The organism is Citricoccus sp. (genome assembly GCF_035445025.1).
Classification (GTDB): Bacteria; Actinomycetota; Actinomycetes; order Actinomycetales; family Micrococcaceae; genus Citricoccus.
In genome coordinates, this window is record NZ_DAOMPX010000050.1 from 1 (window position 1) to 16503 (window position 16503).

General features: G+C 72.2%; 13 protein-coding genes. 6 read left to right on the forward strand and 7 right to left on the reverse strand.

What is annotated here, in order from left to right:
* The 3 genes from PLJ28_RS12720 to PLJ28_RS12730 all read right to left on the reverse strand — a co-directional run.
* Positions 1-1283: ABC transporter transmembrane domain-containing protein (locus PLJ28_RS12720; protein ID WP_324590201.1), on the reverse strand; the 1283-nt coding region annotated here is incomplete at its 3' end.
* A gap of 65 nt (positions 1284-1348) precedes the next feature.
* Entirely contained in the window at positions 1349-2368 is a 1020-nt protein-coding gene (cydB, locus tag PLJ28_RS12725; protein WP_298044771.1) for a cytochrome d ubiquinol oxidase subunit II, read from the reverse strand.
* Between the two features lie 14 nt (positions 2369-2382).
* Positions 2383-3996, reverse strand: a complete 1614-nt coding sequence (locus PLJ28_RS12730; RefSeq protein ID WP_183526465.1) for a cytochrome ubiquinol oxidase subunit I — start codon at positions 3994-3996, stop codon at positions 2383-2385.
* 223 nt (positions 3997-4219) lie between these two features.
* On the opposite strand from PLJ28_RS12730, the gene PLJ28_RS12735 reads away from it, so the two are divergent.
* The 5 genes from PLJ28_RS12735 (at position 4220) to PLJ28_RS12755 (ending at position 10477) form a co-directional block, all read left to right on the forward strand.
* Positions 4220-4558 carry a BlaI/MecI/CopY family transcriptional regulator gene (locus PLJ28_RS12735; protein ID WP_298044774.1) on the forward strand — a complete coding sequence of 113 codons (339 nt, stop codon included), beginning with the start codon at positions 4220-4222 and terminating at the stop codon, positions 4556-4558.
* Between the two features lie 56 nt (positions 4559-4614).
* The gene (locus PLJ28_RS12740; protein ID WP_324590202.1) at positions 4615-5580 is read left to right on the forward strand and encodes a M56 family metallopeptidase; all 966 of its coding nucleotides are present in this window, start codon (positions 4615-4617) and stop codon (positions 5578-5580) included.
* A 117-nt stretch (positions 5581-5697) separates the two neighbouring features.
* Positions 5698-6720 (forward strand): 3-oxoacyl-ACP synthase III, encoded by a 1023-nt coding sequence (locus PLJ28_RS12745; protein WP_298044777.1) that lies wholly within the window; start codon positions 5698-5700, stop codon positions 6718-6720.
* Positions 6717-9494 (forward strand): alpha/beta fold hydrolase, encoded by a 2778-nt coding sequence (locus PLJ28_RS12750; protein WP_324590203.1) that lies wholly within the window; start codon positions 6717-6719, stop codon positions 9492-9494. The genes PLJ28_RS12745 and PLJ28_RS12750 overlap by 4 nt, the downstream gene beginning before the upstream one ends.
* Complete coding sequence (locus tag PLJ28_RS12755) at positions 9491-10477, forward strand: NAD-dependent epimerase/dehydratase family protein (RefSeq protein WP_324590204.1); 987 nt, start codon at positions 9491-9493, stop codon at positions 10475-10477. The genes PLJ28_RS12750 and PLJ28_RS12755 overlap by 4 nt, the downstream gene beginning before the upstream one ends.
* A 95-nt stretch (positions 10478-10572) precedes the next feature.
* Here PLJ28_RS12755 and PLJ28_RS12760 read toward each other — a convergent pair whose 3' ends face one another.
* Together PLJ28_RS12760 and PLJ28_RS12765 are read right to left on the reverse strand one after the other, a co-directional pair.
* Positions 10573-11346 carry a class I SAM-dependent DNA methyltransferase gene (locus tag PLJ28_RS12760; RefSeq protein WP_324590205.1) on the reverse strand — a complete coding sequence of 258 codons (774 nt, stop codon included), beginning with the start codon at positions 11344-11346 and terminating at the stop codon, positions 10573-10575.
* Positions 11347-11356: 10 nt separating this feature from the next.
* Positions 11357-13477, reverse strand: coding sequence for a DNA gyrase/topoisomerase IV subunit B (locus tag PLJ28_RS12765; protein WP_324590206.1), 2121 nt, complete (start codon positions 13475-13477; stop codon positions 11357-11359).
* 237 nt (positions 13478-13714) lie between these two features.
* Between PLJ28_RS12765 and PLJ28_RS12770 the strand changes: the two genes are divergently transcribed.
* Complete coding sequence (locus PLJ28_RS12770; RefSeq protein WP_183526483.1) at positions 13715-13942, forward strand: DUF7455 domain-containing protein; 228 nt, start codon at positions 13715-13717, stop codon at positions 13940-13942.
* A 101-nt stretch (positions 13943-14043) separates the two neighbouring features.
* Here the strand turns inward: PLJ28_RS12770 and PLJ28_RS12775 are convergent, their stop codons facing one another.
* Both PLJ28_RS12775 and PLJ28_RS12780 read right to left on the reverse strand, forming a co-directional pair.
* Positions 14044-15324 (reverse strand): RNA polymerase sigma factor, encoded by a 1281-nt coding sequence (locus PLJ28_RS12775; RefSeq protein ID WP_298044785.1) that lies wholly within the window; start codon positions 15322-15324, stop codon positions 14044-14046.
* 361 nt (positions 15325-15685) lie between these two features.
* Positions 15686-16503 (reverse strand): DUF4192 family protein (locus tag PLJ28_RS12780; protein WP_324590207.1); only part of this gene is annotated, 818 nt, incomplete at its 5' end.

Here is a 16503-nt window from a genome sequence, read left to right on the forward strand (position 1 = left end):
CCGACGGTGGGCTCACTGAACTGCGGGTGCTGACCGAGCCAGGCCACCGGCCGCCCCCGCAGTCCCTCGGTCACTCCGGTGGCGTGGGCCTCACCCGAGCGCAGCACGCCGGCCAGGGCGGTGAGCACCGTGGTCTTGCCGGTGCCGCTCGGGCCGCCCAGCACGGTGGTGGTCCCGGGGGTGAGGTCGAGGTCGAGGCCGTCGACGACCGCCGGGAACGTCCCGCCGTCGGGATCCCGGTAGGCCAGGGCGAGCCCGCGGACCCGCACGCGGTCCCCGTCGTCGGCCGCACCGCGGGCCTCCCGGTCCGCCAGCGAGGCCGGCACCGGCCGGTCCGTCTCGGCCCGGGCGCGGCGCAACGCCTCCACCCCGTCCTCCGAGGCGTGGTGGGCGGAGCCGATGTCCCGGAACGGCAGGTACACCTCCGGGGCGAGGATCAGCACCAGCAGGCCCGTGTAGAGGTCCAGCTGCCCGTAGACGAGCCGCACCCCGATGAACACCGCGATCAGCGCCACGGACAGGGTGCTGATCAGCTCGAGGGCGAAGCCGGACATGAACGCGGTTCTCAGGGTGGTCATCGTGGTGGACCGGTACCGCTCGGCCACCCCGGCCAGCGCCTGCCGCTGGGTTCCGGCGCGGCGCAGGCCCACCAGCACGGGCAGTCCACGGGCCAGCTCGAGCAGGTGGTGGGAGAGCCGGTCGAGCCCCTCGGCGGCCTGCTGGACCCGGTCCTCGGTATACCGGCCGATCAGGACCATGAACAGCGGGATCAGCGGGATGGTGAGGACGAGCACCAGGGCGGACACCCAGTCGTGGGCGAGGATCCACACGCCGAGCACGAGGGGCGCCACCGCGGCCGTGAGCAGTGCCGGCAGGTACTGCGTGAAGTACTTGTCCAGGCCGTCCAGGCCGGTGGCGGCCAGCACGGAGTCCTCCCCGGCGCGCTCGGCCTCCGCTCCGGCGACCGCCAGGCGGTGCCGGACGAGTCCGTGGCGCAGCTCCTCCTTGGCGCCCAGGGCGGCACGGCGGGAGAAGACCTGCTGGCCCCAGGTCGCCAGGGCCCGCGCGAGCACGCCCGCCAGGCCCAGGGCCACCGTGACCGCGAAGTCGCCGGTGGCGGCGGCCGCGGTGAGCCCGTGGGCGGCCGGGTCGAAGGACGCCGGGTCCGGGCGGAACAGCAGTCCCGCGAGATTGCCACTCTGCGGGGCGGGCAGCAGCTCGGCCAGGTGGGCGATCCCGCGGGCCAGCCCGACGGCCAGCAGGATCCAGCCGGCGGCCTTCACGCCGGCGAGCAGCGCCAGGACGGCGAGCGCGCGCCGCCCGGACCTCGAGGTCGGCAGTTCTGGTCTCAGACCGGCGTCACCACGTGCGACTCGGGGATGTGCCTCTCGTGCAGCCGCCGCCGGAACACCCAGTAGACGAAGGCCGAATAGGCCAGCACGATCGGCACCATCACCACGGCGACCCAGGACATGACGGTGAGCGTGTAGTCCGAGGAGGAGGCGTTGAAGGCCGTGAGGTGGTGGCTCGGGTCGATCGTGGAGGGCAGCACCACCGGGAACACCGCCAGGAAGACGGACGCGGCGCCGGCCGCCATCGAGCCCGCCAGTGCGGTGAAGGCCCAGCCCTCACGCCGGATGCGGGCCGCGCGCCAGGCGACCATCCCGGCGAACAGGGCGGCGGCGAGCAGGACCCAGGGCAGGGCGTCCGGCTGGCGCAGGGCCACCAGCACGCCCCAGGCCGCCGAGGGCAGGAGGTACAGGGGCAGGTACCGGCTCAGGTGGTGGTGCGCGGCCGCGCGCGGGCTGCCCTCGGTCTTCAGCCCGAGGTAGGCCCAGCCCATGGCGAGGGCGAACCCGACGGCGGCCAGGCCGCCGGCGATGCCCTCCCAGGACAGCCAGGCGAAGGGTCCGCCGACCCGGTCGCCGTTGGCGTCCAGGGGCATCCCGGTGGTCGTCACGGCCAGCATGAGCCCGATGCTGAACGCGGCGACGGCCGAACCACCGGCCATGCACCAGTCCCAGGCGGTCCGGGCCCGGGCGGTGCGGGACTTGCCCCGGTACTCGATGGACACCGCCCGCAGGATCAGCGCCAGCAGGGTGAGGGTCAGGGGCAGGTAGAGCCCGGCGAACAGCGAGGCGTACCAGTGGGGGAAGGCGGCGAACATGGCACCGGCCGCGGTGATCAGCCACACCTCGTTGCCGTCCCAGACGGGGCCGATGGTGTTGAGCATGACGCGTCGCTGGCTCTCGTTGCGCGCCCACCCCTTCATGAGCATGCCGACGCCGAGGTCGAAGCCGTCCAGGACCAGGTACCCGGTCCACAGCACGGCGATCAGGACGAACCAGAAGGCGGGGAGGAAATCCATGGTCTGTCTACCTCTCAGTACGCGAAGGCCAGGACGTCGTCGGCATGGCGGCCGCCGTCACCGGACGGGTCGCCGGGGCCTTCCGGTCCGTCGTGGCCGTCGTGCTCGTCCGCGGTCAGCTCGGGCATCCCGGCCGGCACCCCGCCCTGGACGTAGCGGGTGAGCAGGATGACCTCGACCACCATGAGCACGGCGTAGACGAGGCTCAGCACGACGAGCGAGAACATCACCTCCCCGGCGGAGACCCCCGGTGAGACCGCGGCCGCGGTGTACATCCAGACCTGGTCGATGCCCGTGGGATCGGGGTTGGGCACCACGACGAAGGGCTGGCGGCCCATCTCGGTGAAGATCCATCCGGCGGCGTTGGCACCGAAGGGGGCCAGGATCCCGAAAACGGCCAGGCGCATCAGCGGCCTGCTCAGCGGCACGGTGCCCTTGCGCGTGACCCACAGGGCGAGGGCCGCGGCCAGGGCGGCCAGTCCGCCGAAGGTGATCATGATCCGGAAGCCCCAGTAAGTGACCTCCATGACCGGCAGGTAGTCGATCTCCATCCCGGCGCGCTCGCCGTAGATCGGGTCGTCGGGCAGGTGGGTGCCGTACTGCTCCTGGTACTGAGGGATCAGCGTGTTGACGCCCGGCACATCGGTGGTGAAGTCGTTGTGGGCCAGGAAGGACAGCAGGCCGGGGATCTCGAAGACGCCGACGATGTCGTCGCAACTGGTCGCGCCCTCGCTGCGCAGGTCGGCGACGGAGAGCACGGAGAAGCCGGTGCCGTCGTGGCAGGCGGCCTCGGCGGCGGCCATCTTCATCGGTTGCTGCTGGATCATCAGCTGGGCCTGGGCATGGCCGGTGAACGCGGTGCCCAGGAAGCCGACGATCGCGATCCAGGCCCCCCAGCGCAGCGAGCCCCACCAGACCCGGTAGTCGGTCTCGTCCCGGGCGCGGGAGCCGGTGCTGCCGACGACGACCGTGCCGTCGGGCTGCACGGTGTCGATGCCCTGCTCGCGGCGCTTCCACAGGTGGAACCAGGCGATGCCCAGCAGGAAGGCGCCCGCCACGGAGACGGCGCCGAAGATCGTGTGCGGGAAGTGCACCAGCAGGGTGTTGTTGGTCAGCACCGCCCAGATGTCGTTCATCACGGGGCGGCCGTCCACCATCTCGACACCGACCGGGTGCTGCATCCACGAGTTCGCCGCGAGGATGAAGTAGGCGGAGAACACGGACCCGATGACGGCGGCCCAGATGGCCGAGAGGTGGATCCTCGCCGGCAGGCGCTTCCACCCGAAGATCCACAGGCCGAGGAACACGGACTCCAGGAAGAAGGCCACGAGGGCCTCCATGGCCAGCGGCGCGCCGAAGACGTCGCCCACGAACCGGGAGTACTCGGACCAGGCCATGCCGAACTGGAACTCCTGGACGATGCCGGTGGCCACGCCCATGATGAAGTTGATGAGGAAGAGCTTGCCCCAGAACTTCGTCATCCGCAGGTACTGCTCCCGGCCCGTGCGGTGCCACACGGTCTGCAGGGTGGCCACGACCAGCCCGAGGCCGATCGTGAGGGGCACCATCATGAAGTGGTAGACGGTGGTGATGCCGAATTGCCAGCGGGCGATGTCCAGGGGATCCACGTGGGCGCCTTTCCCGGCCGCCTCGGCGGGGACGCCGTGGCACAGCCGGATACCGAAGTCTTCTACAGCCTGTAGAAATCGAGGATAGCGGTCTTTTCTACGTGCTGTAGAATATGTCCTGTCCGGACGTGACCAGGCGGTGTGGATCGCCTTCCCGTTCCGGTACCGCGCGCCGCCGAGGCCCGCGGGAGCGAGGAACCGATGACGAGACGAGGAGACCGCAGTGGCCCTGGGTGACCTGGAACGGTCCGTGATGGACCTGCTGTGGGACCGCCCCGGCCCCCATACGGCCAACGAGGTCCGCGACACGCTGGCCGGGGACCTGGCCGTGACCACGGTGCTCACCGTGCTGTCCCGCCTGGAGAAGAAGGGGCTGGTCCAGCGCGACGGCGGGCGCCGCCCCCACCGGTACGGCGCCGTGTCCTCCCGCGAGGACCACACCGTCGGCCTGCTCAACGAGGTCCTGGGCTCCGTGCCCGACCGCCAGGCCGTACTGGCCCGCTTCCTGGGCGGCATCGGCCCGGACGAGGCCGCTGCCGTCCGCCGGCTTCTCGGGGACTGACCGGTCCACGACACGCGCCCACCCCGACGGGGCACGGTGCGCCCTAGACTTCCCTCGTGTCCGTCCTGCTGCTCGCCACGCTGGCCGTGGCCCTGGCCTGGCCGGTCCCGGTCCTGCTCGACCGCGCCCGCTGGGTCCGGCGCGCGCCGGGGACCGCCATGGTGTTGTGGCAGGCCGTGGCCCTGGCCGGCGGTCTGTCCCTGATCGGCACGCCCCTGGCCTGGGGGCTGGGTCCCTTCGGCGACCACCTCGGTGAGTCCCTGCCGGCCTTCGTGGCCGCCCTGTCCGACGGAACCTGGGTGGACCGGCTCGAGGAGGACGTCTGGATGCCGGCCCGCATCGCGGCCGTGACCGGTGCCGTGCTGCTGGCGGGCCACCTCGTGCTGACCCTGGCGGTCACGGCCTGGCGGACCGTCACGCAGCGGCGCCGCCACCGCCAGATGGTCGAACTGCTCGCCACGCCTCCCGCCGAACGCACGGTGGAGCAGGCCCACACCCGCGTGCTCCCCCACGACGTCCCCCTGGCGTACTGCCTGCCCGGACTGAACGGGTCGCTGACCGTGCTCTCCCAGGGGCTGATCGACCAGCTCTCCGAGCGCGAGGTGAACGCCGTCGTCGCCCATGAGCGGGCCCACCTGCGCCAGCGCCACGACCTGTTGCGGCTCGCCTTCGAGTCCTGGCACCGCGCCGTGGCGTGGGTGCCGGCCACGGCCACGGCCCGCCGCGCGGTGGCGCAGCTGACCGAGATGCTCGCCGACGACGCGGCGCTGAAGTCCCATGACCGCACCGACCTGGTGCGCGCCATCGTCCTGACCGGGGAGGCGGAGGGTGTCGCCCGCGGGACGGCCGGGACCGACGCCGGTCGCACGGTGCCGAACGTGCAGGAGGACGGCTCGGTGCCGCTGACCCTGCGGTTCTACCGCCTGCTCGACCCCGTGCCGCCCCTGTCCCTGACGGTCCGGCTGGGCGTCATCGTCACGGCCCTGGGGCTGATGGCCCTTCCCGTGGTGCTGCTGGCGTAAAGGTGGACGGCCTCTCCCGCCGCACCCCATCCCGTGGTTCGATAAGCTGGGATGTCGGTGGCCCTCGCCGCCGATGACCCAGCAGCCCACCGACCCCCCGAACGGACCAGGCCCATAGTGCAAGGCAACGCGATCTTCCGTCACTCCAACGCTTCCCTCCTGTCCGTGACGGAAGTGCTGGCTCCTGTCACGGTGACGAGCGATCAGATCGATGACGAGCTGGCCGGCGTGCTCAAGCGCCTGCGCCTGCCGCGCGGACTGCTGCAGCGCGTGGCCGGGGTGGAGGCCCGCCGCAACTGGGAGCACCCGGGCCACTTCCAGGACGGCGCCGCCGAGGCCGGCAGGCGCGCCCTGGCCGCGGCCGGAGTGCGTCCGGACCAGGTGGGGCTGATGGTGAACACCTCGGTGACCCGGGAGACGCTCGAGCCCTCCGTGGCGGTGCGCATCCACCACGAGATGGGCCTGCCCACCTCGGCCACCAACTTCGACATCACCAACGCGTGCCTCGGCTTCGTGAACGGCCTGGTGCTGGCCGCCTCCCTGATCGACGCCGGCCAGATCGACTACGCCGTCGTCGTCGCCGGTGAGGACTCCGGCAAGGTCCAGCAGGCCACCCTGGAGAACCTCAAGGACGCCGCGGTGGACCGGGGCAGCTTCATGGAGCAATTCGCCTCACTGACCCTGGGCTCCGGTGCCTCCGCCGCCGTCGTGGGCCGGACCGACCTGCACCCGGAGGGCCATCGCATCCTGCGCGGCATCACCCGCGCCGGCACCGATCACCACGACCTCTGCGTGGGGGACCACAAGGGGATGTTCACCGACTCGACCGCCCTGCTGCGGGACGGCCTCGAGCTGGTCATGGACGCCTGGAACGAGGTCCCGGCCGACTGGGGCTGGTCGGACATGGACCGCTATGTCACCCACCAGGTCTCGCGCCTGCACACCGACTCCATCACCGAGGCCGCGGGCCTGGACCCGGACCGGTTCCCGGTGACGTTCCCCGAGCTGGGCAACGTGGGCCCCGCCTCCCTGCCGATCACCCTCGCCCGCGAGGCCGGCTCCCTCTCCGCCGGGGACCGGGTGCTGTGCATGGGAGTGGGGTCCGGGCTCAACACGGCCATGCTGGAGATCAGCTGGTGAGGGTTCCCGCCTCCCCCGCTGCCCTGCCCGACACCCACGCCCCCGCGGCCCCCGCCGGCCTTCCCGGGTGGGACCCGGCCTGGAGCCGCCTCGTCACCGTGCGGACCTTCGACGGCGACCGGACCCTGCACGTCCTGGACACCGGCGACGTCCTCGCCGAGGCCGGGCTGAGACCCGACGGGATCATCCTGGCGGTCCACGGCAATCCCACCTGGTCCTACCTGTGGCGTTCCCTGGCGGCCGCCACCCTCGACGCCGCCCGGTCCGGGGACGGACCGGTATGGCGCGTCGTGGCCCCGGACCAGCTGGACATGGGCTTCTCCGAGCGCCTCGCCCACGGCCGGCTCCCGCGGCCCTCCGCGGCCGGGACGGCACCGCTCGGTGACGACGCCGGCTACCGGACCCTGGGCGGGCGGATCGCCGACCTCGACGCCCTCGTCACCACCCTCGGACTGGACGCCGCGGCCCGGTCCGGACAGTCGCTGCTCACCCTCGGCCACGACTGGGGCGGTGTGGTCTCCCTGGGCTGGGCGGGCCGCAACCAGGACCTGGTGGACGGGGCCATGACCCTGAACACCGCCGTGCACCGGGACCCCGCCGAGCCCCTCCCCGCTCCCCTGCGGGCGGCCCTGGCCGGGCCCCTGCTGCCCGGGTCCACCGTGGCCACCGACGCGTTCCTGAAGGTCACCACCTCCCTCGGGAACCCGCCCCTGGACTCCGGGGTCCGGGCCGCCTACCACCTGCCCTACCGTTCCGCCGACCGGCGCGGCGGCATCGGCGGGTTCGTCGCGGACATCCCCGTGGGACCCGCGCACGGCTCGCACGAGGAACTGCAGCGCGTCTCCCGCGACCTGGCCGCGTTCCAGAAGCCGGCCCTCATCCTCTGGGGACCGCAGGACCCGGTCTTCCTCGACCGTTACCTCGCCGACCTGCTCGAGCGGCTCCCGCAGGCCGACCTGCACCGCTTCGAGACCGCCGGCCACCTGCTCGCCGAGGACGTGGACATCGCCGGCCCCATCCTGCGCTGGGCCCGGGGCGTGCTGGATCCCTCCGCCGTGCCGGCCCCGGTGGAGCGGGACGGGGACTACCGCCCGCTGTGGTCCTTCCTCGACGTGTGGCGCCAGGAACCGGCCACGGCGCTGGTGGACATGGCCGGCGCCTCCCGGCCCCCCGTGAGCTGGAGCCGGCTGGCCGGCGTGGTCGACGCCATGGCCGTGGGCCTCGTGCGCCTGGGCGTGAGGCCTGGAGACCGGGTCTCGATGATGGTCACCCCCGGACTCGACCTCACCGCGGCGCTCTACGCGTGCCTGCGCATCGGTGCCGTCGTGGTCGTGGCCGACGCCGGCCTGGGCGTCCCAGGCATGACCCGCGCCGTCCGGGCCGCCCGGCCGGACTGGATCATCGGGATGACGCCCGGGCTCACCGTGGCCCGGGCACAGGACTGGCCCGGGCGACGGATCTCGGTGTCGACCCTGCCCGCCCCGCTGGCCGCGGCGCTGCGCGTCGAGGACAGCCTGTACCGGATGGCCGCCGCGCACGCGGGACGGCGCTACGCCGACGGGGACGCCGGGCCGGTCCACGAGCCGGCCGCCGACGACCCGGCCGCGGTCCTCTACACCTCCGGGTCCACGGGACCGGCCAAGGGCGTGGTGTACACCCACGGCCGGCTGTCCGCCCTGTCCGGACTGTTGCGCGACGTGTTCGACGTCCGCCCGGGATCCAGCCTGCTGGCCGGGTTCGCGCCCTTCGCCCTGCTGGGACCGGCCATCGGGGCCACCTCCATCACCCCGGACATGTCGGTGACCCGGCCGGCCACGCTCACCGCCACGGCGGTGGCCGAGGCCGCGGCGGCCGGCCGGGCGACGATCCTGTTCGCCTCGCCGGCGGCCCTGCGCAACGTGGTCGCGACGGCGGACCGGCTCCGCCCGGACCAACGGTCGGTGCTGGGCCGTATCGACCTGGTGCTGTCCGCCGGCGCCCCGGTGCACCCGCGCCTGGTCGCGCAGGTCGCCCGGATCTTCCCGGCGGCCGAGATCCACTCGCCGTACGGCATGACCGAGGCCCTGCTGCTCACCGACATCGACCGGCCCACCATCGAGCACCTGGCCGCGCCGACCGGGGACGGAACGCAGGACGGCGTGTGCGTGGGCCGCCCGGTGGGTCCGGTGCGCATCGCCATCGCCCCGCTGCGGGACGACGGCTCCGCCGCGGAGAACCTGCTGGAGGGGCCGGCCGCGACCGGACGGCTCGGTGAGGTCGTCGTCTCGGCACCGCACCAGAAGGCCGGCTATGACCGGTTGTGGCTCACCGATGCCCTCAGCCGGCGGGACACCCGTGACGGCCTGCAGTGGCACCGCACCCAGGACGTGGGCCACCTCGACGCCGAGGGGCGGCTCTGGATCGAGGGGCGGCTCCAGCACGTGGTCGCCACGCCGGCCGGACCGGTGGCCCCCGGCGGCCCCGAGGCCCGGATCGATGCCCTCGATGCCGTGCTCCGCTCCGCCGTCGTCGGCGTCGGCCCGCACGGCACCCAGGCCGTGGTCGCCGTCGTGGAGGCCGCCGGGAACCCGGACAGGGGCCGGGTCCGCCCGGGACTGGCTCCCACGGACCTGGCGGCGGCGGTGCGCAAGGCGGCCCTGCCCGTACCGGTGGCAGCCGTCCTGGTCACCGACACCGTCCCCGTGGACATCCGTCACAACTCCAAGGTCGACCGCAGCCGACTGGCCCGCTGGGCGGACGGCGTGCTGGCCGGCGGACGGGTGGGCACCCCGTGAACCGCCGCGTGCTGGTGACCGGGGCCTCCGGCCTGCTCGGCGCCGGGGTGGCCCGGCGGCTGGTGGCGGACGGGGACGACGTCGTGACCCTGCAGCGCCGCCCCTCCGGGGTGACGGGCGCGCGTGACGTCGCGGGATCGGTCACCGACCCCGGGGCCGTCGCCGACGCCGTGGCCGGCCGGGACACCGTCGTGCACGTCGCCGCCAAGGTCTCGGTCTCCGGTCCCGCCGCCCAGTACGAGGCCGTCAACATCGCCGGGACGCGCACGGTCCTGGAGGCCGCCCGCGCCTGCGGCGTGGAGCGCGTCGTGCACATCTCCTCGCCCTCGGTCGCCCACGCGGGCACGTCCATCGTCGGGGAGGGTGCCGGCCCCGCCGACCCGGAGCGCGCCCGGGGACACTACGCCCGGACCAAGGCCGTGGGCGAGCTCCTGGCCCTGGCGGCCGACGCGCCGGACTTCCGCGTGCTCGTGCTGCGCCCGCACCTGATGTGGGGCCCGGGCGACACCCAGCTGACCGAGCGGATCGTGCAACGGTCCCGCGCCGGACGGATGCCGCTGCTGGGTCCCTCGGCCGCCCTGGTCGACACGCTGTACACGGACAACGCCGTGGACGCCGTGGTGGCCGCCGTGGACGCCGTGGACCACGTCCACGGCGAGGCGCTCGTGGTCTCGAACGGAGAACCGCGTCCCGTCGGCGAGCTGATCCGCGGACTGGCCGTCGCCGGGGGTGCCCCCGAGCCGCGGCTGCGCCTGCCCGCCGGCCTGGCGCGGGCGGCCGGAGCCGTCATCGAACGGGTCTGGGACACCGGTGGTCTCGGTGCCGACGGCGACGAGCCACCGTTGACCGCGTTCCTCGCCGAGCAGCTCTCCACCGCCCACTGGTTCGACCAGCGGCGCACCCGTCAGGCACTGGGCTGGGAACCGGCCGTGTCCGTCGACGAGGGACTGCGCCTGCTGGCCGCGCACTACCGGGCGGACTGAACCGCACGACGTGAGGATCCGCACCGGGTCCGGGCCGGGGCAGGGGGTGCTGGTCGGCGGCGGCGTGGAGCCGCGTGGCCGGAGCCGCCCCCCGGTCAGCGCCGGACGGCGCTCAGGTGGCATTCCGGGTAGGGGTGGCCCTCGTCCGGGCAGACGATGACCCGCCAGGTCTCGGCGAATCCGACCGCGTCCAGGGCCCTGGCCAGCGCCGAGGGATTCCACCGCCAGGCCGGGGCCACCACGTGGTCGAACTCCTGGGCGTCCAGGTCTGGTTCGAGCAGGCACTGGAAGACCACCAGGACCCGGCACCCGGGCAAGGTGTTCGCGGACCAGGACGCCAGCACCGCGGGGATCTCCTCGGGCGGGACGTGGATCAGGCTGAAGCGCGCCACGATCCCGGCGATGGGCCCGGCCGCTCGCACCTGCGAGGACTCGGCAGGGAAGTGGGCGTCCCCCGGGATCCAGGTCCGGCTCGGATAGCGCTTGCGGGCGATCTCCAGCATCCGCTCGGACGGGTCCACGCCGATCGTCCGGAAGCCCCGGAAGGCCAGTTCCACCGTGACGTGCCCGGTTCCGCAGCCAAGGTCGAGGATGGTCCCGCCACGGGGCAGCGCATCGGCGAAGGCATCCAGGGAGTGCCGGTCCAGGGGCCGCTCCCACGGCCCCGGGAACCTCCGGTCGTAGAGTTCGGCCAGCGCGTCATAGCCCGGCTGGCCCGTCGGGAGGTCACCGTCACCCAGGCCCGCTCCCGGGACGGCGCCACCCGCCGCCGTCGTACCGGCCGGCCGTTCCGGTTCCGGACCGGTGACCGGGCCCCACTGGGTCACGTCCCCCGGCTCCATCCGCTGATCATCCCCCTCCTCGCTCATCAGACCATGATCACGCGTCGATGCGTTCGCGGTCGAGGTCGTCCGCGCCGGAGATGATGAAGTCCTTGCGGGGGGCCACGTTGGATCCCATGAGCAGGTCGAACACGTGCTCGGCCTGTTGCAGGGCCTCCTCGGCCTCCGGGATGGTCACCCGGCGGAGCATGCGCTGGCGCGGGTCCATGGTCGTGTCTGCCAGCTGGTCAGCGTCCATCTCACCGAGCCCCTTGTACCGCTGGATGGGTTCCTTGTAGTTCTTCCCGGCCTTCTGCAGGTCCGCCAGCAACCGGTGCAGCTCGTTCTCCGAGTAGGTGTAGACCACCTCGTTGGCCTTCGACCCGGAGTGGATCACCTCGACGCGATGCAGCGGCGGCACCGCGGCGTAGACCCGGCCCTCCTCCACCATCGGACGCATGTACCGGAAGAACAGGGTCAGCAGCAGGGTGCGGATGTGGGCACCGTCCACGTCGGCGTCGGTCATGAGGATGACCTTGCCGTAGCGGGCCGCCGAGAGGTCGAAGCTGCGTCCAGCGCCGCCGCCGACCACCTGGATCAGGGCCGCGCACTCGGCGTTGGAGAGCATGTCCCCCACGGAGGCCTTCTGCACGTTGAGGATCTTGCCCCGGATGGGGAACAACGCCTGGAAGTCCGAGGAGCGGGCCAGCTTGGCCGTCCCGAGGGCCGAGTCGCCCTCCACGATGAACAGCTCCGAGGACCGCACGTCCGTGGTGCGGCAGTCCGCCAGCTTGGCGGGCATGGAGGAGGTCTCCAGCGCGTTCTTGCGCCGCTGGTTCTCCTTGTGGGTGCGGGCCGAGACGCGGGACTTCATCTCCGCCACGACCTTCTCCAGGAGCACGGCGACCTGGTTCTTCTCGTGCTTCTTCGACGAACGCAGGATCGCGCCGAGCTGTTGCTCGACCACCTTCGCCACGATCGGGCGCACCGCGGGCGTGCCCAGGACCTCCTTGGTCTGGCCCTCGAACTGCGGCTCGGCCAGCCGGACCGTCAGCACGGCGGTGAGCCCGGCCAGCACGTCGTCCTTCTCCAGCTTGTCGTTGCCCGCCTTCAGCTTGCGCGCGTTGGCCTCCACGACCTTCCGGAAGGTCTTCAGCAGGGCCTGGTCGAACCCGGACTGGTGGGTGCCGCCCTTCGGGGTGGCGATGATGTTGACGAACGAGCGGAAGGTCGTGTCGTAGCCCACGTCCCAGCGCAGGGCGATGTCCACCTCGCACTCGCGTTCCACGTCCTGCATGGTCGACCGGCCGTCCGAGCCCAGGACCGGGACCCGCTCGGAGAAGGTTCCGGACCCCTGCAGCCTCCAGACGTCGGTGACCGGGCTGGCCGAGGAGAGGTGCTCGACGAATTCGGAGATGCCGCCGTCGTAGTGGAAGACCTCCTCGACCGGACCGGACTCCCCCGCGGTCCCGGCCAGGCGCCGCTCGTCGCGCAGGGTGAGCTTCAGTCCCGGGACCAGGTAGGCGGTCTGGCGGGCGCGCTGCTGCAGGTCCTCGTAGGAGAAGGTGGCGTCCGGCGTGAAGATCTGCTCATCCGCCCAGTAGCGGACGCGGGTCCCCGTCTGGCCCCGCTTGGCCTTGCCGACGACCTCCATGGGCGACTGGTCTGCCGAGGGCGTGAACGGAGCGTCCGGACGGTGCACCGAACCGGGGTCCTGGAATTGTCCCGGCTCACCGCGACGGAAGGACAGCTGGTGGATCTTGCCGCCGCGGAACACCTGGACGTCCAGCCGTGAGGACAGCGCGTTGACCACGGAGGCGCCCACGCCGTGCAGGCCGCCGGACGCCGAGTAGGAGCCACCGCCGAACTTGCCGCCCGCGTGCAGCTTGGTGAAGACCACCTCGACCCCGGACAGCCCGGTCCGCGGTTCGATGTCCACCGGGATGCCGCGCCCGTTGTCCTCGACCTCGACGGCGCCCCCGGCGTGGAGGGTAATGGAGATCGACTGGCCGAACCCGGCCAGGGCCTCGTCCACGGAGTTGTCGATGATCTCCCACAGGCAGTGCATCAGGCCGCGCGAGTCGGTGGAGCCGATGTACATGCCGGGCCGCTTGCGCACCGCCTCGAGGCCTTCCAGCACGGACAGGTGCCGGGCGTTGTACTCACTGCTGCGGGACATGGGTTTCCTTCACGGTCGATGATCGTCTTTCAGGGTATCGGCATGGCGCCCCGCAGCGTCGGAACCGGGCCGCGCAGGAACGGCGCTCGGTACGCAATCAGCGAAACCGGGCCCGAATAGGGCCCGTCGACGAACAAAAACAGGACAGAGGTGGTTCCATAGGTGTACTCGATACCGAATCCCCTCGGTCCGCAGGACCGCACCAGGGGTGTAGGGGCAGCAGATGAGGAGGCCATCATGACCACCACGACCGCCACGACGATGGACCCGCCAGTGCTCACCGGCGCAGACCGTTGCGACCGTTGCGGAGCCCAGGCCTACGTCCGCGCAGTCCTGCAGAGCGGCGAACTGCTGTTCTGCGGCCACCACGCCCGTGCCGTGGAGGACACCCTCCGTCCCCAGACCACCCTCTGGCAGGACGAGACCAGCAAGCTCTTCGAGAAGGAGCCGGTGAGCGCGGACTGATCCCGCGTCCGCCCCTCTCCCGGACCTGACAGCATGAGGGCCCGCCACCGGACGGTGGCGGGCCCTCATGCTGTCCCCACCCTTCCGGGCACGGCCGCTGATCAGTCCAGGTAGTCGCGCAGGACCTGCGACCGGGACGGGTGACGCAGCTTGGACATGGTCTTCGACTCGATCTGCCGGATCCGCTCGCGGGTCACCCCGTAGACCTTGCCGATCTCGTCCAGGGTCTTCGGCTGGCCGTCGGTCAGGCCGTAACGCATGGCCACCACGCCGGCCTCACGCTCCGCGAGGGTGTCGAGCACCGAGTGGAGTTGCTCCTGCAGCAGCGTGAAGCTCACGGCGTCGGCGGGCACGACCGCCTCGGAGTCCTCGATGAGGTCGCCGAACTCCGAGTCGCCGTCCTCGCCGAGCGGGGTGTGCAGGGAGATGGGCTCGCGGCCGTACTTCTGGACCTCGACCACCTTCTCCGGGGTCATGTCCAGTTCCTTGGCCAGCTCCTCCGGAGTGGGCTCACGGCCGAGGTCCTGGAGCATCTGGCGCTGGACGCGGGCCAGCTTGTTGATGACCTCCACCATGTGCACCGGGATACGGATGGTCCGGGCCTGGTCGGCCATGGCGCGGGTGATGGCCTGACGGATCCACCAGGTGGCGTACGTCGAGAACTTGAAGCCCTTGGTGTAGTCGAACTTCTCCACCGCGCGGATCAGGCCGAGGTTGCCCTCCTGGATGAGGTCCAGGAAGAGCATGCCACGTCCGGTGTAGCGCTTGGCGAGGGAGACGACGAGCCGCAGGTTCGCCTCCAGCAGGTGGTTCTTGGCTCGACGGCCATCGGCGATGACGAGTTCCATGTCACGGCGCAGGCGAGCGTCCTTGACCGGGTTCTCCTTCATCTTGTGCTCGGCGTAGAGTCCGGCCTCGATCCGCAGGGCGAGGTCCACCTCCTGCTCGGCGTTGAGCAGCGCCACCTTGCCGATCTGCTTGAGGTAGTCCTTGACCGGGTCAGCGGTGGCGCCGGCCGAGACGACCTGCTGCACCGGGGAGTCGTCGTCCGAGTCGGACACCACGAAACCACCGGCGGTGGCCTCCTCGGCCTCCTCCTCGACGATCTCCGGGGCGTCCTTCGGCTCCTCCTCCGGCTCGGCCTCGTCGGCCGAGGTGGTGACGGAGGCCTTGGCGTTCGTCTTGGCGGCCGCCGACTTCGCGGCGCCCCGGGCAGCACCCTTGGCCGCCGTGGACTTGGTGGCGGTCGACTTGGTGGCCCGCGACGAGGCGGTGGACTTCCGAGTGGACGTGCCGGCCAGCGCCGCGCCCTGGTCCTCGGCGCCGGCGTCCTCGACGGACGCGTTGGCCTGGGTCTCGGTCTTCTTGGAAGAAGTAGTCACTCATTACCTTTCGTACGGGCGTCCCTGGGGGCCCCTGACGGTCAACACCACTATGACCCTGTCAAGTCCGCGTCGATGGGATCCGGACTGGCCAGGACCTCGGGTCCCGGAGCCGGACCCGCGCGCAGAAGCAGGGTCGTGATGTGGTCAACGCCCCGCGGTCCGGTTTTGTTCCCTCCGCTCCCGGTTTTCCCGAACGGCCGGTGGGGCCGTGACGGTCTCCGGACAGGGAGGGGATGAAGCGAGCCGCAGGAGGCCCGACGATTATGCCATGCGCCGGCTCCCTCCGCGGATCCATGGGCGGCGATCCCGGCGCCCCCGGTCCGGTCCTGCGTTCCGCGCCTGGGTTCCGGACCTCCGTTCAGGGCCGCCCCCGCCGCGTGGCCGACCAGGCGGTGGACCTCCGTCTCGCCCAGCCGGAGAGGATGCCGCGGTCGATGACCTCACCGAGGACCTGCGCCAGCGGATAGTCCGGGTCCGAGCGCCGGCACTCCTCGATGATGCGCCCGGCCACGGAGCCACGGCCCCGGGCCCATTCCACCCAGGCGACCAGACAGCGCACCGCTGCCGCCGGTTCCCCGGCGGCCTCGGACAGCAGTTGTTCGCACGCCGCCCGGAGCCGGGCGATCCGGTCCCAGTCCGGGGCCCGACGGGATGTGGCCATCAGCACCGAGGAGTACAGCACCCCGTCGATCTCGCGGGGACTGGTCCCCAGGATCTCGGCCACCTCGTGCGGCACGGCGTGCAGCCACGCCGCGCCCGAGACCGCCCGCGGCAGCGTGAAGCTCGCCGCTGCCACCAGCGTGTCCCGCAGGTTCACGTCCGCGAGTCCCCCGAGCAGCCCGGCCCGGGTGGCCGGGTCGTCCGGGAGTCCTGCCCCGGACAGAACCTGCTCCCAGTCCCGGAGCCACCCGGCGTGGCCCCCGGAGGCGTCCGCCGCCCCGCAGATCCGCCGGACGGCCTGCCGGAGTGCAGGGCTCATGCTGTCCGCGGGAGCCGGCAGCCCACCCGCCTGGGGTTCGTCTTCGACGACGGAACCCTCCATGATGAACGCCGCGTTCAGGGCGCTGGTCTCGGTGCGGGCCACCGCGGACCCGTGGGCCGTGCACGCGGCCGGGTCGGGACAGTCCAGGTGCCACAGCCTGCCGTGCGACACCAGCCACGCCTCCTGCACGGGCA